We start from the raw sequence: 21,706 nt of genomic DNA, 5'->3' as shown, positions 1-21,706 counted from the left end.
GGTCGACGCGCTGCCCGTCGAGGACGCCGTGCCAGCTGGGGTTATCCGGCATCCGCTGCCAGTAGCGGAAGTCCGAGCGCTTGAACAGGTTGCCCCCGGCGTGGCCGGCGCCCTGGACCCCGGCGCGGCCCCCGGGGAGACCGCGCCGGCCGCCGTGGAGCCGGCGCAGATCTCCCCCTTCTACGGCTCACCCGCCGAGAAGTACGCCGACGGCGCCGAAGGACTGGTGATGCCGCCGGCCAGGGCGATGGGCGGGCTGAGCGCCAAGGAGGTGTCCGCCGCCCTGGAGCGGACGGTGAAGCTGCTGAAGGCTTCGAACCTGGACCGCGGGGTGCTGGCCGGCGGCAGGCCCACGGAGCTGATCGGCCTGCTCGACCCCGAACAGCGCAAGCGCTTCGTCAAGGGGCTCGACCGTCCCGGGAAGGACGGGTCCAACAGCCGGTGGTGGGTGACCAGCCTGGCACCCGGAACGGCGGAGCTCGCCGTCGAGACCGTCAAGGTGGACGGCGACGCCCGGCTGTCCGCCTTCCGCCGCGACGGCCGCCCGGGGATCCGGGTCAAGGTGAACCACCTGTTCGTCTACGCCGTCCGGCGGCCGGGCCGGCCGGACAGCACGATGCGGCTCGTCAAACACAGCATGGGGACGCTGGAGGCGTGGAAGGACGGCGGCCGGCTCCGCTTCTGGCTCACCCGCTGGAACAGCGGCATGGTCTCTCCCGCGCGGTGCGACATCGACGACGGCTTCGTGCGGCCGCTCTACCCGGACTCCGGTCCCGACGGGGAGGCGGAGGAGGCCACCGGTCCCCTCCAGGACCCCTACTCCCGCGAGGACGACCCGGAGCACGAGGACTGCGTACGGGTGTCGCGGACCTGAGGAGCCGGAGGGCACGGGCCAGGGACCGGACGGTCCAGGTCCGGGAAACGGATGGTCCGGAGGTCCGGAAACGGACGGTTCAGACGTGAAAAGTCCGGCAAAGGACGGCCCTTCACGCCCGCTCCGGCGGGACGCGGGGCTACCGTGAAGGCGGCTTTCCCTTAACACGAGTGAAACAGACGAGACACGGGGCGGTAACGGCACAGACCTACGTTCGGCTCTGATGGCCCGTGCCCCTTGGGAGGTTCGCGTGTTCAACTCCGCCGACGACGTCCTTAAGTTCATCAAGGACGAGGGGGTGCAGTTCGTCGATGTCAGGTTCACCGACCTGCCGGGGACGACGCACCACTTCACCTTTCCCACGGAAAACTTCGGAGCGAACGTCTTCACCGACGGCCTCATGTTCGACGGCTCGTCGATCCGGGGTTTCCAGGCCATCCACGAGTCGGACATGCTCCTGCTGCCCGACCCCACCACGGCCGTGCTCGACCCCTTCCGGCAGCACAAGACGCTCAACATCAACTTCTTCGTGCACGACCCGCTGACGGGCGAGGCCTACAGCCGCGACCCGCGCAACGTCGCCCGCAAGGCCGAGGAGTATCTCAAGGGCACCGGCATCGCCGACACGGTCTTCTTCGGCCCCGAGGCCGAGTTCTACATCTTCGACGACGTGCGGTTCGAGACCAGCGCGCACGCCAGCTACTACCACATCGACTCGATCGAGGGCGCCTGGAACACCGGCAAGGCCCAGGAGGGTGGCAACCTCGGTTACAAGCCGCGCTACAAGGGCGGCTACTTCCCGGTCCCGCCGATGGACCACTTCACCGACCTGCGTTCGGAGATGGTGCGCAACCTCATCGACGCGGGCATCGACGTGGAGATGCAGCACCACGAGGTCGGCACGGCCGGCCAGGCGGAGATCGACTTCCGCTTCAACACGCTGCTCAAGGCCGCCGACACCCTGATGCTGTACAAGTACATCGTCAAGAGCACGGCCCTGGCCCACGGCCACACGGTCACCTTCATGCCCAAGCCGATCTTCGGTGACAACGGTTCCGGCATGCACTGCCACCAGTCGCTGTGGAAGGACGGCGAGCCGCTGTTCTACGACGAGGTCGGCTACGCGGGCCTGTCCGACACCGCCCGCTACTACATCGGCGGCCTGCTCAAGCACGCCCCCTCGCTGCTGGCCTTCACCAACCCGACGGTGAACTCCTACCACCGCCTGGTCCCCGGCTACGAGGCCCCGGTCAACCTGGTCTACTCCCAGCGCAACCGCTCGGCGTGCATCCGCATCCCGATCACGGGCTCCAACCCGAAGGCCAAGCGCATCGAGTTCCGTGTTCCGGACCCGTCCTGCAACCCCTACTTCGCCTTCGCCGCCCAGCTCATGGCGGGCATCGACGGCATCCGCAACAAGATCGAGCCGGTCGAGCCGGTCGACAAGGACCTCTACGAGCTCCCTCCGGAGGAGGCCCGTAACATCCCGCAGGTCCCGGGCTCGCTGACCGACGTGCTCGCCGCCCTGGAGGCCGACCACGAATACCTGCTGGAGGGCGGCGTGTTCACGCCGGACCTGATCGAGACCTGGATCTCCTACAAGCGCGAGCACGAGATCGACCCGATCCGGCTCCGCCCCCACCCGCACGAGTTCGAGCTCTACTACGACGTCTGATCGGTTAAGGCCATGACCTGCGGAAACCCTAACGGGTGATCCGCCGGGGCACATACAGGACACTCAGGCATCCCACGTGAGGCCGTCGGGCGACCGTCCGTCCAGGGCGCGCTCGGCGGCCTTTCGCCTGCGCTCCTCCCCCGACGGCGTCCCGTCCGCATCGGCCTCACCCCGGGAGCCGCCGGGACCGGGGGGCCGCCTGGGCGGTCCTGGCCGAGGCGTCCTTCGGCTCCCTGATGGGGGCCTGCTCGTGGCCGGATTCCCGTGCCCTTCATCGCCGGCCGGGGCAGCATCGTTCAGCGTTCCCAGGCTCCGGCGGGGATGCTGTAGAAGGTACGGGCCGGCGTCCACCACTCCCGATCCGCGAAGCGTCCCGTGATCCGGCCGACCACGCACCACAGGGTGTGGACGTCATGCTCAAGGTCACTGTCGGGATCGAGCGCCAGCCCCTCGGTGAAGGGCCGGTAGTCGGGGAGGGACATGTATCCGCCCTCCTCGTACGGTGGATTGACCTCGCCGAGCAGTTCGCCGTCGTAGTGGAGGTACAGCGGCTCGAGCCCTTCGCCCACCTCGCCCCAGTATTTGATCTGGAAGGCTCGCCGCTTTCCGAGATTGTCGAGCGCGGGATGGGTCGAGGACAGCCCGAAAGCGAAGAGGTGGGTCCAGCCCGGCGCGTGCGGGCCGATCCAGATGCCTTTCGCCGGAGGGCCTTTGTACGTTCCCGCGAGCGTCGTCACGTCGCACTCCAGGCGTGAGCCCGGGTCCACGCGGAATCGGCTGGACAGTTCTTCCGGGTCGTCGCTCTCCACCCAGAGGGCATGGAAGCCGAGCTGGAGTCCGCGGCCGTGCTCGACCAGCAGGTCCCACTGGTTCTCCGCAGGAAGAGCCTGTTCCGTGTCCGTCATTGTTCGCATCCTCCTGTCCAACGGGAATGCGGGGCTGCGCTCGGCAGCCCCGCATTCGATGGCCGGTCAGTTCACGATCTTCACCCAGAACGGGCTGTCTCTGGTCTTGGTGATGGTGTTTTCAGGGTCGTGGTCGAGAAGGCGACAGTGGCCGTAGAACGCCTTCAGCGCAGCTCCATGATCCTCGTTGCGGTCTCCTCGGATCCCTTGAGCGGTAGGGCGGGTAGGTGAGGGCGTCCGTCGCCGGGTTCAGGGCCTGCTCGCATGGGCGCCGGCCATGGTCCGGCGTCGTGCGTGTCACCCCATGGTGGCCCGGCGTCGTGCGTGTCACCCCATGGATACGTGTCACCCCATGGGCCGGCGTCGTGCGTATGGTCACACGGCCGGCCGGCCGCCTTCGCCGTCGGCGCCGATCAGGGCATGGGCCGCGGCGCGCACCTGGGCCCGGTAGCGCCGACGCGCGTGTCTCGCCAGGAGATACAGGCCCGCGGCCGTCAGGACCACGGCCGCCAGCCAGTGGAGCGGGAGGACGACCACGGTCGCCGTCGCGGCCGTCGGCGTCCCGCCGGGGCCGGGGATGGACACGGCGGCCCGGCACAGGCACCACAGGGGCGGGTCGAAGGTGGTGGAGATCTCGCGGACGGCGCCCCGGCCCACGGTGAAGTCAGGGAAGGCGACGCTCTCCCCGTTCACCCGCAGCCGCAGGCGGTCGTCACCGCGGAAGTCGCGGTGCACGGTCCCGGTGTCGCGCACCGTGGTGGTGAAGGTGAGGGGCCCGCCGAGCGCGAAGCCCGGGGCGCGCAGGCCCGTGACCTCCGCCGAGTCGTCGACGGGGCCGGGGACGGCGATGTAGACCGGGGCGCCGATCCCCCGGTTGACCCGGATGTTGCCGGCACCGGTGCCGGCGGGCACCATGAAGATCAGGGCGAGCTGGTGGTCTCCTGGCTCCGGGGCGGACGGCACGCTGATCCGGACGGACACCGACCTGGTCCTCCCCGCGGGCAGGCGGAAGCGGTCAGGGGTGACGGTGACCCAGTTGCTGGCGGAGTAGGGGGCCTTGGGCTGGAAGAGCAGCGTCCCGTCCAGGTCGGGCTTGAAGTCGGCCTTGCGGACCTCGACGTCGACCGGGCGCTCGCCCTGGTTGACGACCTGGAACCGCTGTTTCTCGTCGATGTCACCGGGCTGGACGGCGAGGCGGGTCGGGCTCACCGTCAGGGAGAAGTCCGTTCCGGGTGTGGGCGGGGCCGATCCCGCGCCGGCCGGCCCCGCCGCCAGCGGACCGGCCGGACCCACCGCCCACAGCAGGAACGCACCGGCCAGGACGGCGGCGCGCCCGCGCCTCGGCCATACAGTCACCTTCGGCTCTCCACAATGCCGCTGTCCGGGTGGGGGATGAGGGGTCCGCCTGCAGGGCCGCGGGGTCCGCCTACAGGGTGGTGGCCACGTAGGTGAGGGTCGCGGAGTAGGTGTCGGGGCGCACGAACGGGATCGTGATCCGGTAGTCGTGCTCGAAGTCGTCTCCGGTCGAGGCCGACGGACCGGTCTTGCGGTACAGCTCGACCGGGCTCCCGGAGGTCAGCGGGACGAACGCGCCGCCGGTGATCTGCTCCACCAGCAGCGAGCTGATCGGGATGGTCTCGGGGTTGCCGCCGGTGCCCTGGAGCTCGGCGGACGCCGGAAGGACCGTCACGGTGTAGCCCGCGAAGTTGTTGGTCGTCACGGTGAACCCCACCGGGGTGGCGGTCTCGACGGTCTCCGTGGGACGGCCGGTGAGGGTGAAGGAGGGGGTGAGGTTCGTCAGCGTGATCGAGCCGAGCACCTCGACGTTCGCGGTGACGGTGTCCGAGTCCGTCTCCCCCGGCGCGGCCTTGGCCGCCGAACTCGTCTCCCCCATCGACATGGCGATGCCGGCCACGAGCATGCCTGTCACCATCGCCACCCGGCCTAGCCGTTTTCTTGACATCGCCGATGCTCCCGTTCCATCCGGATAGACGACCAACTGGGTTGGTTACGTCACCGAAAGTAACATCATGGCAGGGATGCGGCGGAGATTGGTCACCGTGCGTAATACGGCGTGTCGTGACTTACCCAGACCCATCACATACCCGGGTGACCCGGTGGTGCTCCGCGGGCCGTTCCGGACACCCGCGTGCGACATGAGGGCACTCCGTCAGGAGACGACCGTTTCCCCACATCGCCGGCGTCATCGGTGCCGTCCTCCTCGCCCCTCTCCCGGCGTCCTGCCCTCGCCGTCCCGCCTTCGACGGTCGCCTGCGGCGCGGAACAGCGGCGCATTAGGCAGAATGATCCTGATTTACGGTGATAAATCGAGGTGGGTGGACATGGCTGGGACGTCCCTGGGCGGACGGTGGCACCCGAGGATCTCCGAGCATCGCCGGCCGCTGGCCGCTGCGACCGTGCTCGTGGGGACCTTTCTGGCCGTCAGCGGCTCGGTGCCGCTGCTGCCCGTCGTCCTGAACCGGGTGACCGCCATCGCCTACGCGATCCAGGCCGGGCAGGAGCAGCCGGGCTGGCCGGGCGGGGCGATCCCCTACTCCTGGGGCGGTGGTCACGACGACGCCCCCGGCCCTTCCTTCGGCACCTGCCAGGGCTACAGCGGCGCGATCCGTCCCTGTCCCGCCACCAAGACCCTCGGCCTCGACTGCTCCGGGCTGGCCAGATGGGTCTACCGGCTGGCCTACGGCCGTGACGTCCTGGGGCCGGGCAACACCGACGACCACATCAGGCGGCTGACGGAGGTGTCCGCCGCCAAGGCGCGCCCGGGTGACCTGGTGTTCTACGGCAAGATCGGCAAGCGCTCGGCGAAGACCCACCACGTGGGCATCTACATCGGCCAGGGCAGAATGATCAACGCGCTGAGGACCGGCACCGAGATACGGATCGACTCGCTGAGAGCCGTGAAGGGCTTCGCCGGCTACTTCCGTTACCTGTAGAGACATCCGTACCCGTAGAAACCCGTAGGAGAGATATGCGCCTGGGCGTGATGTTCGACCGCGATCTGCCCCCGGAGTCACTCATCCCCTTCTGCCGCCATCTGGACGCGGCCGAGGTGGACGACGTCTGGGTGGTGGAGGACCTGGGCTGGACCGGATCGATCTCGTCGGCGGCCACCGCGCTCGCCGTCACCGAACGGCTCCGCGTGGGCATCGGGATCACCCCGGCGCCGCTGCGCAATCCGGCCCTGCTGGCCATGGAGCTCGGCAACCTGGCCCGCATGCACCCCGGCCGCCTGGCGGCCGGGATCGGCCACGGCGTCCAGGACTGGATGCGACAGGTGGGCGCGCTGGCCCCCTCGCCGCTGGCCCTGCTGGAGGAGACCATCGTGGCCGTGCGCACGCTGCTGCGCGGCGAGACGCTCACCCTCCAGGGCCGGGCCGTACGGATCGACGGGGTGAGCCTGGTGCATCCGCCCGCGACCGCGCCGCCGGTCCTCGCCGGGGTCGTACGGCCCCGCTCACTGGAGCTGTCCGGGCGGGCGGCCCAGGGCACGATCCTGCCCGAGGGGGTCGGTCCGGCCCAGATCGCGGCGGCACGGGAGCTGACCGGCGGCGACGGCCACGAGCTGGTGGTGTTCACCCACCTGTACGTCGGCGACGACGCCTCGGTGGGCGCGCGGCTGGCGGCCGGTTCGGCGGAGTTCCTGCACCTCGACCCGGACGAGGTCGTGATGGCGGTGGGCTCCCCCGCGGCCGCCGCCGACCAGGTCAGGTCGTTGTGGGAGGCGGGGGCCGACACGGTGGTGCTCCGTCCGTTCGGGCCGGACCCCCTGCCCCAGGTCGACCTGGTCCTGGCGGAGCTGCGCTAGGCGGCTGGTGTCAATTGATCGATTTGAGACTGCGGACCGGCCGCCGGAGCCGCTCGATTCCTCGGCGCGGCCCGGCTCAAACGCTTCCGGATCCTTCGTGAGGAGTCATCGGCGAGCGGCGTGAGGCTCTGCGCGCCGGCCCCGGGTCACCACCACCCGGTGCACCGCGATTCGCCCCCGACGATCCTGCCGCAGGCGCGGAAGACATAACTGCTGCTCGAGTAGTTCACCGCCTTGGCCGCGCTCGTGTTCGGCAGGCCGTCGCGCTGCACGGAGAAGGGACCGCACTGCACGTGGCCGTTCCCCGAGGTGGTGCTCCAGTCCATCCAGACCAGGTCACCCTGCTTGGTCGAGCCGGAGATCCTGGCCCACCCGTGATCGGCGCCGTTGACCTTGCCGACGTGCAGTTCCGCCCTCCTGCCACCCCCCAGGTCCACACTCTTCTTGATCGATCCGGACTTGTCGTGGGGGATGCTGACGAACTTGTAGGTCGTGCAGTCCTGGATGGTCGCCTGCGCGGAGCTCGCGGGGATGATCGCCATGGCTCCGGCGGCGATGACTCCCGAGGCGGCGACGGACAGAATCCGGTGGAACGACTTCACTTTTCCTCCGAGCTGGATCGTCTGTACTGGAATTCGAATGCGCGGGTCCCCTTGATGAGGGCGCCGCCGGCCGGTCCCGGTCCCTTTCAGGGCCGGCCGGGAACGCATGTCAGGAGACTGGAATGCCGGGCCGGATTTCGGCGCCGACCGCTCCAACCGCCTCTGTCCGGCCCGCCGGGGACGATTTCACGGAGCGCATGGCGAAACCTCTCAGCCCACGCGATTCCGTGTCATCGGCCCCGTCGTCAGAACCACGCCGGCGGCAGGACTGACGTTTTCAGCAGGCATCGACCCGGGGCAAGAAAGGCTGTCCGATTGGGACGCTGGGATGTCTCCACCTATCATGATCTGGAACTTTGCCTGCCCCCTGGGATATGGGTGAGACGACTCCTCAGCGGTGGGCGGCTCAGCGCGACGGCGGGAGGCAACGATGAAACGGACAGAAGAAGCCGAACAGCTCGCTGCGCGGCTCCGGATTCTTAAAGGGCGTGCCGGAAGCAGTTTCGAGGCACTGGCCGGACGGACCGGGATCAGCCGTTCCAGCCTCCACCGCTACTGCGCGGGCACGAAATTCCCGGCCAATTACGGTGTGATTCACGCATTCGCCACGGCGTGCGGCGCGAGCGCTGAGGAGTTACGGGAGTTGCACCGGCTGTGGGCTCTGGCCGACGCCATGCGATCCTCATCCGCGCCGTCCGCGGCTCCCGCCGGGCGTCAGGAGACCGGCGGGGTGGAGACCGGCGGGGTGGAGGCCGGCGGGACGCGGACGCCGCGGACGCTCATGTCTCCGTTGCGGACGCGCCCCCGTGTCCGGCTGCCGCTGGTGGTCTCCGCGGTGACGGCCTGCATCGCGGCGGCCGCCGCGGCCTTTCTCACCATGCTCGACACGGACCGCAAGAACAGGGAGCCGACGATCACGCAGAGCGGGCCGGGCACCGCTCCCCCAACCGTCCCGGTGCGGGTCTTCAACATCGAGGGTGACTGCAAGAGCCGCGAGGAGCGGGTCCCGGCCTGCAGTATGGGCCTGGCCCGCGACCCGCGGCTGAAATACGACGCCGACAACGTGGTCAGCCACCGTGTGTGGCACGACGACATCCTGAACGCCGACTGCGTTCTTTACGACGGCGACCGGGTCGAGGACGAGACCGGCGTCGGGACGACGCGCTGGTTCCGGGTCCGGATCGACACCGTGCCCGGCGGCTCCGCCTGGCTGCCCGCCGTACGCACCCACGACAGCCCGGCGCTGCCGACCTGCGCTTAGACGCTGAGCCGCTGATCCGCAGGCGAGGCGCCGACCACGGCCGGCCGGTCTCCGTCGCCGCCGGGCTACGGGCGGTTGCCCCGGATGCCGGTCAGCCTGCGCAGGACGTCCCACCAGAAGGATGCGCCGAACAGCAGCGCGACCACGCTGATCAGGTAGCCGGGCCAGTGGCCGGGGGTGATCAGGCGGTCCCACCAGACGCCGCCGTTCCAGTTGAAGGAGGGATCCTCCGAGCCGTCGGGAGGGATCGTCACGCTCACGATGGCGTGGTCGAAGATCTTGACCAGGGCCGGGGAGCTGAAGGACTCGGTCACGCAGGAGTACGGTTCCACGGCGCCGGCCACGGCGCACTTGTCCTTGAGCGCGGCCAGGCCGTCCTGACCGCCGCCCGCGATGGCGGCCACCCCGGCGCGGTAGGCGTTGTCGCGCAGCAGGGTCTTGCCGTACTCCAGCGCGTCCATGCTGAAAAGCAGCGTCAGCATCAGGCCCAGCGCGAAGACCACCCACTTGACGTAGCGGCGGTAGAGCGTGGACAGCCGCTGCATCTCCCCGTCGAACCAGGACTCCACACCCTTGCGGAACTTCCCCATGTCCCGCTGCGCGCCTTCCCAGACGCCCCGCAGGTGCCCGGCCAGCGGGCTGCCGATGGCCTCCAGCTTGGTGAGCAGGCCCTCGACCCCGCCCTCCTCGGCGGAGACCAGCTCCATCATCGCTCCGGAGAAGCGCTCGGGCGGGATGTCGGCGATGCTGGTCCGCGCTCCCCGGGGCCGGTCGATCTCCTGGAGCCGGCCGTACAGCCGGCTGGTCATGTCGACCGGCGGCGCGGGCGTCTCGGTGGCGAGCACCACTTCGGGGTCCACCGGGACCGGCTCGACCACCGGCGGCGGGGGCTCCGGATCGTGCCTGGGACGCGGATCGTCCTTGGAGAAGGGCAGCCTGGCGAAGACGTCGGCCACCTTCGCCGGGATCCACGAGCGGCCCTCCTGCGGGCCGCCGTCCATGGTGTCGCGGAGATAGGCCCACAGGAACTTGCTGCGGATGCCGAACAGCCTGACGAAGCCCTCGTTGACCCCGCTCACCAGAAGCGACAGGAACAGGAAGGCCAGCACCAGGCCGATGGCCAGATCAACGTAAACAGATATCAAAATGGATCACCCGCACCGTTGATACACGCCTGCCCCGCCAAGCGCAATGCCCTCCGCGCGGACGGATCGGCCGGCGTGACGGCGGGCCGGACCGGTCTTCCCGGAAGATCCAGCTCAGCCCTCGCAGAAGGCTCAGCCTTCCTAGAAGGATCAGTCCTCGCAGAAGGCTCAGTCCTCGTAGAAGACGCGCTCCACGACCCGGCGGGCCCGGCGGGTGACCCGGCGGTAGTCGTCCACGAGGTCCTCGCTGCTGTCGGGCGGGTAGCCCAGGGCGCGGGAGATCAGCGCGCGCTCGCGCAGGTCGCCCGGGATGGAGTCGGCGGCGCGGCCCCGGACCAGGACGATGGCGTCGCGGATGCGCGAGGCGGACCGCCACGCCTGGGCGAGCGAGGCCTCGTCCGCGGCCGTCAGCAGGCCCTCGGCGACCGCCGCGCGCAGCGTCTCCAGGGTCCGGGTGGTCCGCAGCGACGGCAGGCGTCCGGCATGGCGGAGCTGGATGAGCTGGGCCACCCACTCCACGTCGGACAGCCCGCCCGGGCCGAGCTTGGTGTGCAGGGCCGGGTCGGCTCCGCGGGGCAGCCGTTCGGCCTCCATCCGCGCCTTCAACTTCCTGATCTGCAGCACCGCCGCGTCGGGGATGCCGCCGGCCGGGTAGCGCAGCGGGTCGGCCAGCGCGAGGAGGGCCGCGCCGAGCTCGGGATCGCCGGCGGAGAAGCGGGCGCGCAGCAGCGCCTGGGACTCCCACGGCGACGACCAGCGCCCGTAGTAGGCGGCGTAGGAGGCGAGCGTGCGCACCAGCGGCCCCTGGCGGCCCTCGGGGCGCAGGTCGGGGTCGATGAGCAGCGGCGGGTCGGGGGCGGGCAGGGCCAGCAGGCGGCGCAGCTCGTTGGCCACCGCGAAGGCGGCGTCGGTGGCCTCCCTCTCCGGGACCCCCGGGAGCGGCCCGTGCACGAACATCACGTCGGCGTCACTGCCGTAGGAGCATTCGAACCCGCCCAGGCGGCCCATCGCGATCACCGCGAACCTCGTGCCCAGGGGGACGCGCCGCTCCATCTCGACCTTGCTGATCGCGGCGTCCAGCGCGGCCTGGACCGTCGTGTCGTTGAGCGTGGACAGCGCCTGGCCGACCTTCTCGATGTCGATGTGCCCGGTGAGGTCGGCCACCGCCGTGCGGAACAGCTCCCTGCGCCGCAGCCCGCGCACCGCGGCCACCGCGCTCTCGGCCTCCGTGGGGTGGCGGCCGACCGTGGCCCGCGCCTCCGCCAGCAGCGCCTCGGCGGGCCGGGGGGCAAGCTCCGCGTCCGAGCCGAGCATCGCCACCGCGTCGGGGGCGTGCAGCAGCAGGCCGGTGACGTAGCGGCTGGTCCCCAGCAGCCGGGCCAGCCGCGAGGCCACCGCGGTCTCGTCGCGCAGCAGCCGTAGGTACCACGGGGTGGCGCCGAGCTTGTCGGAGATCTGGCGGAAGCCGAGCAGGCCGCCGTCGGGGTCGGGCGCGTCGGCGAACCAGCCGAGCATGACGGGCAGCAGGGTCCGCTGGATCGCCGCGCGGCGCGAGACGCCGCTGGTCAGCGCGCCGATGTGGCGCAACGCCCCGGCCGGGTCGGTGTAGCCGAGCGCCTCCAGGCGGGCCTGCGCGGCGGCGGCCGACAGCCGGGTCTCCGACTCCGGCAGGCGGGCCACGGCCTGCAGCAGCGGCCGGTAGAAGAGCTTCTCGTGCAGGCGCCTGGCCTCCATCGCGTGCCGCTTCCACCGGGTGGTGAACTCTCCCACCGGGTCGCTGGTCATGCCCAGGCTCCGGCCGATCCGCCGCAGGTCGGCGCTGCCCTCGGGCACCACGTGGGTACGGCGGAGCCGGTGCAGCTGGATCAGGTGCTCGACCCGGCGCAGGAAGGTGTACGCCTCGGCGAGGGCCTTGGCGTCGTCTCTGCCGACGTAGCCGCCCCGGGACAGGGCGGCCAGGGCGGAGAGCGTGGCGCGGCGGCGCAGCAGCGGGTCCAGCCGGCCGTGGACGAGCTGGAGCAGCTGGACGGCGAACTCGATGTCGCGCAGGCCGCCCGGCCCGAGCTTGAGCTGGCGTTCGGCCCCGTCCCCGCGGACGTGCTCCTCGACCCGGCGGCGCATGGCCTGCACGTCCTCGACGAACCTGTCGCGGGTGGCGGCCTGCCAGACCATCTCGTTCATCGCCGAGACGTACTGCTCGCCGAGCTCGGAGTCGCCCGCCACCGGGCGGGCCTTCAGCAGCGCCTGGAACTCCCACGTCTTGGCCCAGCGCCGGTAGTAGGCCTGGTGGCTGGCCAGGGTGCGGACCAGCGGGCCCGCCTTGCCCTCGGGGCGCAGCGCGGCGTCCACCTCCCACAGCGACCCCTCGGGGGTGCTGGCCGAGCAGGCGCGCATCATGCCCTGGGCCAGACGGGTGGCGAGCCTGAGGGCCTGGGTCTCGTCGACGCCCTCGCGCGGCTCGGCCACGAAGACGACGTCGACGTCGCTGATGTAGTTGAGCTCGCGCGCCCCGCACTTGCCCATGCCGATGACGGCCAGCCGTACCGAGCCGGGCTCGGCGTGCTCGGCGCGGGCGACGGCGAGCCCCGCCTCCAGCGCGGCCCCGGCCAGGTCGGACAGCTCGGCGGTGACCTCGGCGAGCGAGACCACTCCGGTGACGTCCCGGGCGGCCAGCCGGAGCAGGCGTCCCCGGTAGGCGACCCGGAGCGCCACCAGGGTGGCGGTGCCCGCGTCCGCGGCCCGCGGCTCGGGGTCGTCGGGCTCGGCGCCGACCGCGGCCAGCAGCTCGGCGCGGAGCTCCTGCGCGCTGGGGCGCCGTACGGCCGGCACGCCGCCGAGAAGGCCCCAGTGCCCGGGATGCTTGACCACGTGGTCGCCGAGCGCGGAGCTGACGCCGAAGACGCCGAGCAGCCGGGCCCGCAGGCCGGCGTCGGCGCGGAGCGCTCCGAGGACGCTCGGGTCCTGCTCGGCCAGCCGGCTCAGCGAGGTGAGCGCCAGGTCGGGATCCGCCACGGCGACCAGGGACTCCAGCAGCCCGAGGTCGCCGGCCGCCTCGGGCCCCAGCCCGTCGAGCAGCCGCTCGGCCCTGGCCCCGTCGGCGAAACCGATCCTGGCCAGCCTCCCGGCGGTCGTCTGCATGCGGGGCACGGCGCTCACCGACCCTCCGTCGTCGTCGATCGCAAGCATGGGCGGCCCTTCCCTGATCCCTACCCCGACATGCCTACCCCGGCGAACCGCTCGGCGAGCTGCCGCCAGGTGCCGGTCAGGCGCTCCTCGGCCTCCTTCACCTGCGTGTTGAGCTCCTCGACCGAGTAGCCCTGGGCGGTCAGGTGGTCGGCGGAGCCGCCGGTCCAGCCGGTGAAGATCTCGGCGGTCGCCTCGGGGTGGAACTGCACCGCCCACGCCCGCTCCCCCAGCCGGTAGGCCTGGTTGGGGTAGGGGTCGCCGGTGGCCAGCCGTACGGCGCCCTCGGGGAGGCGGGTCATCACGTCTCGGTGGTACTGCACGGCCGGGGCGGGGCCGAGACCGGCGAACAGCGGGTCGGCGCCGGCCTCCGGGAGCGGGACGACCTGTCGCGCGCCCACCTCCAGCCCGTGCTCGCCCCGTTCGACGGCGCCGCCGCAGGCGAGCGTCATGAGCTGGGCGCCCAGGCAGATCCCCAGGGTCGGCACGCCGCCCTCGACCGAGGCGCGGATCAGGTCGCGGGTGGCGGGCAGCCAGGGGAAGCGCCCGTCCTCCCAGGCCGCCGCCTCGCCACCGAGCACGATCAGCCCGTCGGCGGCCCGCTCGGGCACCGCCTCACCCAGATAGGGCCGGACCACCTCGCAGCCGGCCCCGGCCGCGGCCAGCCATCCGGCGAAGAATCCCAGGCCGGCGTCTGCTTCGTGCTCGATGACGGTAATCCTCATGCGGTGATTATCGGCCTTTGGTAGTAGAAGACCCATACCTACCCGTAGCGCTTACCTTTGGCGGACATAACCGGAAGGGGATGACTATCAGGACATTGACCTCGGCTGAGGGCACCCGCCACCATGAAGGCGGTGCCAGGCGGTCGGCCGGCCGTGGGGACGGCCGCGCTCGATGAGCGGCGCGGGACCGCGACCGGCGGGACGCGGCCGCCGTCCGGCGCGTGATCCGTCCCGCCACCCCTGAGGAGAACCCCTTGAGCCCTGTCTTCGGCGATGTCGAGGTCCCCGGCGGACGGCTGCGCGTCGCTCGGTTCGGCACCGGGCCACGTCTGATCGTGGCCGTGCACGGCATCACCGCCTCGCTCATGGCCTGGAGCGGGGTCGCCCGGCGGCTGCCCGCCGAGTGGTCGCTGGTCGCGATGGACCTGCGGGGCCGGGGCCACAGCGCCGAGCTGCCCGGGCCGTACGGCCTGCGGCGGCACGCCGAGGACGTCAACCTGGTCGCCCGCTCCGTGGGCGCGGAGTCCGACATCGTGCTCACCGGCCACTCGATGGGCGCCTACGTCGCCGCGCTCGCCGCGGCCGACCGCGACTACGCCAAGGTCGTGCTGGTCGACGGGGGGCTCCCGCTGCCCCTGCCGGCGGGCCTGGACCCCGACGAGGTCCTGTCGGCCACGCTCGGCCCGGCCATCGCCCGGCTCAGCCAGACCTTCCCGAGCACCGACGCCTACGTCGACTTCTTCAGGGCGCACCCGGCCTTCGCCGGCAACTGGAACGACCTGGTGGAGGAGTACGTCCGCTACGACGCGGCCGGCCCCGAGGGGGCGGTGCGCTCACGGGCGCAGCAGGAGCCGGTCCGCCAGGACGGCCGGTGGCTGCTCACCGAGAGCGAGGCGATCGGCGCCGCGCTGCACGCGCTGAAGCCGCCGCTGTCACTGCTGCGGGCCCCGCGCGGGCTGCTGGACCAGCCCGTCGGCATGATCCCCGACGAGCTGGCCGCCGCCTGGACCGGCCGGTTGCCCGCTCTGGAGGACGAGCTGGTCGAGGACTGCAACCACTACACGATCCTGATGGAGGACCGCTGCGCCGCGCTGGTCGCCGACCGCCTGGTCCGGTGAGCGGCGGCGCCGCGGCGTGACCTGCCCGGCCGGCGTGGCGGACCCGGCCGGCTGGGCGGAACCGGCCGGCACGGCCGGCGCGGTCGGCCCGGCCGGCCCCGGAGCGGGCGTCTCCCCCGCGGGCCGGCCTCTCACCCGGCGGGTACGCGCCGGGCGGCGACCCGTCCGGCGTCCGGCCAGCGGACCTCCCAGACCCAGCCGAGCCGCTCGAACAGCCAGATCAGCCGGGCGCTCGGATCGATCTGGCCGCGGAGCACCCCGTGCCTGGCGCAGGTGGGATCGGCGTGGTGCAGGTTGTGCCACGCCTCCCCCAGCGAGACCAGCGCCAGCCACCGCACGTTGCGGGAGCGGTCCCTGACCGCGAACTCCTCCTTGCCGAAGGTGTGGCAGATCGAGTTGATCGACCAGGTCACGTGGTGCAGGACGAAGACGCGCACGAGTCCGCCCCAGAAACAGGCGGTGAGCGCGGCCCGCCAGGAACCGCCCCACAGGCCGCCGGCCAGCGCGGGCAGGCCGAGCGAGAGCAGCACGACCGGCACGTAGGTCAGGTTGTGCGACAGGAACCTGATGGGCCGGTCGGCGAGCAGGTCGGGGCAGAAACGCCGCCTGGAGGTGCGCTCGGGGCTGAACAGCCAGCCGACGTGGGCGTGGGAGAGCCCCCTGGCCAGCCCGGCGAAGCCGGGACCGAACCGCCAGGGCGAGTGCGGGTCGCCCTCCTTGTCGGCGTACTTGTGGTGGCGCCGGTGGTCGGCCACCCAGCGGATCACCGGCCCCTGCAGCGACATGCCCCCGGCGACCGCCATGAGCACCCGCAGCCACGTCCTGGCCTGGAAGGAGCGGTGGGTGAAGTGCCGGTGGTAGCCGACGGTGACGCCGAACCCGGTGACGAGATACATCGCCACGGCGATGATCACGTCCCGCCATCCCAGCCCCCATCCCCAGGCGAACGGGACGGCGGCCAGCACGGCGAGGAAGGGCACGACGACGAACAGGACGATCAGCAAGCGCTCGGACCACGGCACGGGCGCGGCGGCGAGGTCCGGCGGCACAGCGGAAGGGGAGGCCATGCCCGCCGAACCTAATCGCCCGCCGTGCCGGAAACTGCACCCCGGGAGGCGATTTATCCGGTGGAAGTTGTCACCCGGGTCAGCAGGTCGCCCGGTAGGGCACCTCCGGGGAGAGGTATCTGCGCCAGGCGTCCGGGGGGAGACCGCCGCCCGCGCGCCGGCAGACGACCGCCGACAGCGCGGCGGGCCCCAGCGGCCGCTCCACGATCGCCCCGTCCCAGCCGATGACGCGCAGCGACCGGCCGCCCGGGGTGAAGGCCAGGTCCAGCACCCCGGAGACGCCGAGGTCGGCCAGGCCGAAGCCCTGCCCGGTGCCGGCGTCCCACAGGCGCACGGAATCACCCGTGGTGGCCAGCAGGCTCCCGTCGGGAGAGAACACCACCCTGCCGACCTCGGACACGTGGGCGTCGGCGACCGGTCCCCGCGGCGTCCCGCTCGCCGCGTCCCACAGCCGGACCCGCCCCTGACCGTCGCCCACGGCCAGGGACCCGCCGCGGGGAGCGAAGGCGGCCGCGGTGGCCCCCTCCATCCCGGGGACGTCCCGTGCCGCGCCGTCGGCGAGGCTCAGCAGCCCGTTGCGCGTGCCGCCGTACGCCAGGCGGTCACCGCCCGGTCCGAAGGCGACGACCTGGGCGTCGACGCCCAGCGGGCGGCCGGGGCGGCCCGAGGCGACGTCCCAGATCCGCACCGCGTTCCGGCCGCCCTCCGTCCCCGCGACCGCCAGGCGGCGGCCGTCCGGGGTGAACGCGAGGGTGTAGGTCCCCCCGGCCTCCCATCTCAGCTCCCTGACCCGTCTCATCGTGGTGAGGTCCCACAGCGTGACGGCCGGGACGTCGCCGGGCCCGATGGCGAGGGTCCGCCCGTCGGGGCTGAAGGCCAGGGCGTTCTTCTGGTAGCCCTCCTGCTCCGGGCCGGGCACCTCGACACGGCGCAGCCGGCGCCGGCCCGCCACGTCCCACAGCTCGACGGCCCGCTCCCCCTCGACCCGGCGCTGCACGGCGACGAGATCGCCGCCGGGGCTGAAGGCCGCCCCGAGCAGCAGGCCGCCGTCCACCGGGCGCCCGCCGGCGAAGGTGGCGACGTCCATGGAGACCACCCGGCCGGCGGGGTCGGCGTAACGCACCGTCCGCCCGTCGGCGGTGAAGCGCAGGTTCTCGGAGTCGGGTACGGCCAGCCCGCGCCGGAGCACGGACAGGCCACCGGCCACCCGCATGACCTCCAGCCCGTAGGGGCCGAGCACGGCGGCGAGCCGGCCGTCCGGGCTGAGCACCACGTTCCCGTCGACCGTGGTGTCCACGCTCCGCGCGATCAGCCGGCCGGTCCGCGGGTTCCAGAACGACGTGCTGCCGCCGCCGTTGAGCGCCAGGACCCTCCCGTCCCGGCTGACGGCCACGTCGGTGACGGCGTGACCGGCCGCCGGGACCGGCATCTCCTTGCCGGTGCGCAGGTCCCACAGATGGACCGGGCCACCGCCCTGCACGGTGGTGGCCGCGTAGCGGTCGTCTCCCCCGATCTCGACCTGGTACAGGCCGGGGGTGTCGGGCACCCTGAGCACGACCCGGCCGGTCGCCACCTCGCGGATCACGTGTTCCGTCTTCGAGGAGGAGACCAGCACCTTCCCCGCCGGACCGAGCCGGGCCGAGTCCCCGGCGGCCCCGAACGCGCCCGGCAGCCGGGCGCCCGTGGCCAGGTCCCACAGGGTCACCCCTTTCGGGGTGTTGACGGCGGCGTGGCGGGCGGAGGCGGACACGCCCAGGGCGCCGAGGCCGGGGGCCTCGATCGTCCGCAGCCGCCTCCCGGTGACGGCGTCCCACACCTGGATGGCGTCCTTGCCCACGCCGACCAGGGTCGCGCCGCCGGGGCCCAGGGCGTACCGCGCGCCCGGCTCGGGGGGATCCAGCGCCCCCACCTCCTGCTGCACCAGCGAGCTGAACAGCGCCGCACGCGTCTCACGGACGTCGGACAGCCGCCAGGCGGCCACGCTGAGCCGCATGGCCGTGACCGGGTCGCCCTGCCGGAGATCGTCGGCGTAGGCCGCCAGGCGGCGCGCCTCCGCCTGCTCGAGCGAGCGGGCCAGCTCCATCCGCCGGCTCTCGGCGAGCGCGACCGCGACCAGGGTCACGGCGAGCAGCCCCGCGAGGACGCCGGTCACCGCGCGGCGGGTGCGGGCCCGCCGCCGGGTCAGGGCGGCGGCCGCGGCGAGGAACTCCGTCTCGGTGTCGTTGAGCTTCAGGTGACGGCGCCCGGTGGCGGCCCACTGCATGGCCTGCTCCAGGGGCGGCCCGTGGAACAGGTCGGTGTCCCGGTGACCGCGCCGGTCCCAGCGCCGGGCGGCCTCGCGCAGCTCGGCGTGGACGCCCAGCCCCGGGCGTTCGATCTCGACCCACTCCCGCAGCCGGGGCCAGGCCGGCAGCAGCCCCGGCCGGGTGATCCGCACGTCCTTCGGGGACACGCCGAGCAGTCCCGCCTCGGACAGCACGGTGATCACCCTCTCGGCCCCGGGGCCGAACTCGCCGCGGTCGGCGCTGCGGACGCCGTGCCCGTCGGCGCTGACCAGGCGGAGCAGGACCTCGGGGACCTGCCGCTGCTCCTGCGGGCTCAGCCGGGCGAACACCTCCTCGGCGAGCCGTCCCAGCGTCGGGGCGCCCACGGGCCCGGCCGGGCGAAGGTCGGCGGCGACCCGCACGCCCTCGTCGAGGGTGGCGTGCCCGAGCAGCCCGAGCAGCAGGTCACGGGCCGCGGGCCGGCCTTCCGGCTCCTTGGCGAGGGCGGCGAACACCAGTCCGCGCAGCGGCTCGGGCAGCACGGACACGTCGGGCTCGCTGGTGAGCACGCGGTACATGGCGGCGCCGGCCGACTGCGCGTGGAAGGGGTCGTGCCCGGTGACGGCGTAGAGCACGACCGCGCCCCAGGCGAAGACGTCGGCGGCCGGGCCCGCCCGGCCTCCGTTGAGCGCCTCGGGCGCCATGTACTTCGGCGTGCCGATCATGGCGCCGGTCGCGCTCAGCGTCATCTCCTCGGTCCGCGCGATACCGAAGTCGATCACTCTGGGGCCGTCCGGACCGAGCAGCACGTTGTCCGGTTTGAGGTCGCGGTGGACCACCCCGGCGGCGTGCACGGCGGCCAGCGCGGTGGCCACCGCGACAGCGAGCCGGTGCACCGCGTCCTGGCCCAGCGGGCCGGAGTCCTCTACGGCCTGGCGCAGGCTGGGGCCGGCGACGAACTCGCTGACGATGTACGGGCGGTCGGCCTCCAGATCGGCGCCGATGATCCGGGCGGTGCAGAAGGAGGCCACCCGGGTCGCGGCCGTCACCTCCTTCGCGAGGCGGGCCCTGGCCTGCCCGTTGCCCGCGGCGCCGGGGTGCAGGGCCTTGATCGCGACCCGGCCGCCCGCCTCGTCGTAGGCGTCGTACACCACTCCCTGGCCGCCCACGCCGAGACGTCCCGCGAGCAGGTAGCCCCCGATCCGCTGCGGGTCGTCGGGGGCCAACGGCTGTGATTCCATGTGGGATCAGACGCCGGAGAGATCGTTCTGGTTCGGCCCGGGAGCCGGCCGGCGGCGCCCGGCCCCCTGGGGGGCACGGGCGGCCCGGCCCCGGGGCGGGATCAGGCTGGGTGATCCAGACGGGTCAGGCGGGGGTGATCCAGACGGCCTTGGCGGCGGCCACCAGGGTGCCGTCCACCTCGTAGACGGCGCTCTCGCCGAAGAGCTTGCGGCCCTCGCGGCCGGTGGCGCGGCCCACCACGGAGTAGGTGCCGCCGGGGTAGACCCGGCGGTGGACCTGCGCGGTCAGGCGGCCGAGCAGGGCCGACTCGCCGGGCCCGAAGTGGGCCCAGCCGGTGACGCAGTCGAGCGCGGCCCAGATGATCGAGTCGGGGACGGCCCCGTCCTCGTCGGTGACGGTCATCGGCACCCGCCAGCCGGCGGCGACCAGGTCGGTGCCGGGCACCCGGCCGGGGAAGATCCGCAGGCCGTCGCCGGGGTCGCGCATGCCGCAGGCGAAGCAGCCGGGGAAGGCGTGGCCGGTGAGCCCGGCGAAACCGCTCTCGGCGAGGGCCGCCTTGTTGAAGGGGACGAAGGCCGGGGCGTCGAGCTGCTCGGCGACCGGGATGGCCTCGACGAGGAGGATGTCGCCGTGGGTGAGGGTGGCGGTGTTGGCCAGGTGGCGCACGGCCAGCTCGGTCTCCAGCGGCGTGGGGGCGTGCAGCGTGACCTCGACGGCCGAGTCGTGCCGGGCGCCGTGCAACGCCTCGGTGACCGTGCCCGCGATCCATCCGCCGTTCGCGGTGCCCTCAGGCCCGCGGAAACGCGCCGGAACGGTCAACACGGTCTGCAGCTCGGCAGCCGTCGTCATGCCGCACCTCCTATTGCCTTATATGGCTATTGATCCTCAAAAATCACTCTAAACAGGCCGACCAATTTTACCGGAGTCGTTGCGTACACAGCGAACCAGGGGTCGGTGATCCCGGGCAGCCGGGACCCGGGCGGCATGCCGCCCGGCGTGCGCTCACGGTGGAGGACCCGCCCCGTGGGCGGCGGCCGCACGAGCGCGCCGCCGGCCGTCCCGGAGGGAGCGCCGGCGCGCACGGCGCAGAGCATACTCCCGGGAAACTCTCCGCTGCCTGCGTTTGATCGGATATCTCGTACGGCCCGCCGCCGCGGACCACGGACGGGGCAGGCAGGCCATACGGAGTCGGGCCGGCGGCGCGCCGTCTCCGTCCGCCCGCGACGTGTGAGGGACCGCCACGGCACCGGCGGGTAGCCGCCGGGCTCGGACCCGGTGACCTGCGGCGGCATACGCACCACTCGGTCCGCCCGTCACGCAGGGGCGTTCAGCCGGCGGTCACGTCCTCGACCACCGGACGACGGGAGCGGCCAGGTGTTGCGGTCACAGGCCCTCCCACCGGCATCGCGAGAAAGCGTTGCGACTTACTGGAGGGCTCGCAGCGACCCCGGGGCGGTCTTAGCACCCAGCCATACCAGGGCAGCACCACGATCTCAGGCTACCGAGCACGCGCCAGAGCGGCCACCGCGATACCACCCAGCATCAACCCGGTGCCCGACAAGGCGAGCAGGAAAGGGCGAGCGAGCGCATGCAAGGCCACCGCTATCTGAGCTTCGCCTGCCCCGCTGTCAGCCCATATCTGCACAACGAATATGCCGTTGTACAGCCCCCATGCGATCAGCACCGTGCCAGTGGCCACGAACAAAGATGTGATCAGCCGCATAGCCGCGAATGCTAGAGGATCGGGCTGTCATCAGCACTGCTCGGGCTGCGCTGCATTCGACGCCACGTGATCCTCAGCGCCGGGCTGCCATGCGGA

The 21,706-nt window shown here is 72.3% G+C and carries 17 protein-coding genes; 6 read left to right on the top strand and 11 right to left on the bottom strand.

Features of this window, described 5'->3' with window-relative positions; all coding sequences use genetic code 11:
* The first annotated feature begins 100 nt into the window (after positions 1-100).
* Both ACWDS7_RS30755 and glnA read left to right on the top strand, forming a co-directional pair.
* Positions 101-874, top strand: a complete 774-nt coding sequence (locus ACWDS7_RS30755; RefSeq protein ID WP_451932117.1) for a hypothetical protein — start codon at positions 101-103, stop codon at positions 872-874.
* Between the two features lie 250 nt (positions 875-1,124).
* Positions 1,125-2,549: a type I glutamate--ammonia ligase gene (gene glnA / locus ACWDS7_RS30750; protein ID WP_306857528.1), complete on the top strand. Its 1,425-nt coding sequence runs from the start codon at positions 1,125-1,127 to the stop codon at positions 2,547-2,549.
* Between the two features lie 296 nt (positions 2,550-2,845).
* Here glnA and ACWDS7_RS30745 read toward each other — a convergent pair whose 3' ends face one another.
* From ACWDS7_RS30745 to ACWDS7_RS30735, 3 genes are all read right to left on the bottom strand, one after another.
* The gene (locus ACWDS7_RS30745; RefSeq protein ID WP_451932116.1) at positions 2,846-3,454 is read right to left on the bottom strand and encodes a hypothetical protein; all 609 of its coding nucleotides are present in this window, start codon (positions 3,452-3,454) and stop codon (positions 2,846-2,848) included.
* Between the two features lie 375 nt (positions 3,455-3,829).
* Complete coding sequence (locus ACWDS7_RS30740) at positions 3,830-4,810, bottom strand: hypothetical protein (RefSeq protein WP_451932115.1); 981 nt, start codon at positions 4,808-4,810, stop codon at positions 3,830-3,832.
* A gap of 70 nt (positions 4,811-4,880) precedes the next feature.
* Entirely contained in the window at positions 4,881-5,375 is a 495-nt protein-coding gene (locus ACWDS7_RS30735) for a hypothetical protein (protein ID WP_451932114.1), read from the bottom strand.
* Between the two features lie 421 nt (positions 5,376-5,796).
* Here ACWDS7_RS30735 and ACWDS7_RS30730 point away from each other — a divergent pair, with 421 nt between their 5' ends.
* Both ACWDS7_RS30730 and ACWDS7_RS30725 read left to right on the top strand, forming a co-directional pair.
* Positions 5,797-6,408: a C40 family peptidase gene (locus ACWDS7_RS30730; RefSeq protein WP_451932113.1), complete on the top strand. Its 612-nt coding sequence runs from the start codon at positions 5,797-5,799 to the stop codon at positions 6,406-6,408.
* A gap of 35 nt (positions 6,409-6,443) precedes the next feature.
* On the top strand, positions 6,444-7,280 hold the full coding sequence (locus tag ACWDS7_RS30725) for an LLM class flavin-dependent oxidoreductase (protein WP_451932112.1): 837 nt from the start codon (positions 6,444-6,446) through the stop codon (positions 7,278-7,280).
* A 146-nt stretch (positions 7,281-7,426) separates the two neighbouring features.
* On the opposite strand, the gene ACWDS7_RS30720 is transcribed toward ACWDS7_RS30725, so the two are convergent.
* The gene (locus ACWDS7_RS30720) at positions 7,427-7,882 is read right to left on the bottom strand and encodes a hypothetical protein (protein WP_451932111.1); all 456 of its coding nucleotides are present in this window, start codon (positions 7,880-7,882) and stop codon (positions 7,427-7,429) included.
* 430 nt (positions 7,883-8,312) lie between these two features.
* Between ACWDS7_RS30720 and ACWDS7_RS30715 the strand changes: the two genes are divergently transcribed.
* Complete coding sequence (locus ACWDS7_RS30715) at positions 8,313-9,143, top strand: helix-turn-helix domain-containing protein (protein WP_451932110.1); 831 nt, start codon at positions 8,313-8,315, stop codon at positions 9,141-9,143.
* Positions 9,144-9,208: 65 nt separating this feature from the next.
* Here ACWDS7_RS30715 and ACWDS7_RS30710 read toward each other — a convergent pair whose 3' ends face one another.
* The 3 genes from ACWDS7_RS30710 to ACWDS7_RS30700 all read right to left on the bottom strand — a co-directional run bounded on the left by ACWDS7_RS30710 (position 9,209) and on the right by ACWDS7_RS30700 (position 14,196).
* Entirely contained in the window at positions 9,209-10,288 is a 1,080-nt protein-coding gene (locus ACWDS7_RS30710; RefSeq protein ID WP_451932109.1) for a hypothetical protein, read from the bottom strand.
* Between the two features lie 168 nt (positions 10,289-10,456).
* Positions 10,457-13,474: a bifunctional [glutamine synthetase] adenylyltransferase/[glutamine synthetase]-adenylyl-L-tyrosine phosphorylase gene (locus ACWDS7_RS30705; RefSeq protein ID WP_451932108.1), complete on the bottom strand. Its 3,018-nt coding sequence runs from the start codon at positions 13,472-13,474 to the stop codon at positions 10,457-10,459.
* Positions 13,475-13,494: 20 nt separating this feature from the next.
* Positions 13,495-14,196, bottom strand: coding sequence for a type 1 glutamine amidotransferase (locus ACWDS7_RS30700; RefSeq protein WP_451932107.1), 702 nt, complete (start codon positions 14,194-14,196; stop codon positions 13,495-13,497).
* 254 nt (positions 14,197-14,450) lie between these two features.
* Between ACWDS7_RS30700 and ACWDS7_RS30695 the strand changes: the two genes are divergently transcribed.
* Entirely contained in the window at positions 14,451-15,314 is an 864-nt protein-coding gene (locus ACWDS7_RS30695; RefSeq protein WP_451932106.1) for an alpha/beta hydrolase, read from the top strand.
* Positions 15,315-15,445: 131 nt separating this feature from the next.
* On the opposite strand, the gene ACWDS7_RS30690 is transcribed toward ACWDS7_RS30695, so the two are convergent.
* The 4 genes from ACWDS7_RS30690 to ACWDS7_RS30675 all read right to left on the bottom strand — a co-directional run bounded on the left by ACWDS7_RS30690 (position 15,446) and on the right by ACWDS7_RS30675 (position 21,610).
* On the bottom strand, positions 15,446-16,381 hold the full coding sequence (locus ACWDS7_RS30690) for an acyl-CoA desaturase (RefSeq protein WP_451932105.1): 936 nt from the start codon (positions 16,379-16,381) through the stop codon (positions 15,446-15,448).
* Positions 16,382-16,460: 79 nt separating this feature from the next.
* Complete coding sequence (locus tag ACWDS7_RS30685) at positions 16,461-19,886, bottom strand: protein kinase domain-containing protein (protein ID WP_451932104.1); 3,426 nt, start codon at positions 19,884-19,886, stop codon at positions 16,461-16,463.
* A 124-nt stretch (positions 19,887-20,010) separates the two neighbouring features.
* Complete coding sequence (locus tag ACWDS7_RS30680) at positions 20,011-20,736, bottom strand: hypothetical protein (protein ID WP_451932103.1); 726 nt, start codon at positions 20,734-20,736, stop codon at positions 20,011-20,013.
* 649 nt (positions 20,737-21,385) lie between these two features.
* Positions 21,386-21,610: a hypothetical protein gene (locus ACWDS7_RS30675; protein WP_306857491.1), complete on the bottom strand. Its 225-nt coding sequence runs from the start codon at positions 21,608-21,610 to the stop codon at positions 21,386-21,388.
* Positions 21,611-21,706: the final 96 nt, after the last annotated feature.

The organism is Streptosporangium sp. NPDC003464, from assembly GCF_053588315.1.
This window is presented reverse-complemented; position numbering and strand designations above follow the sequence as displayed.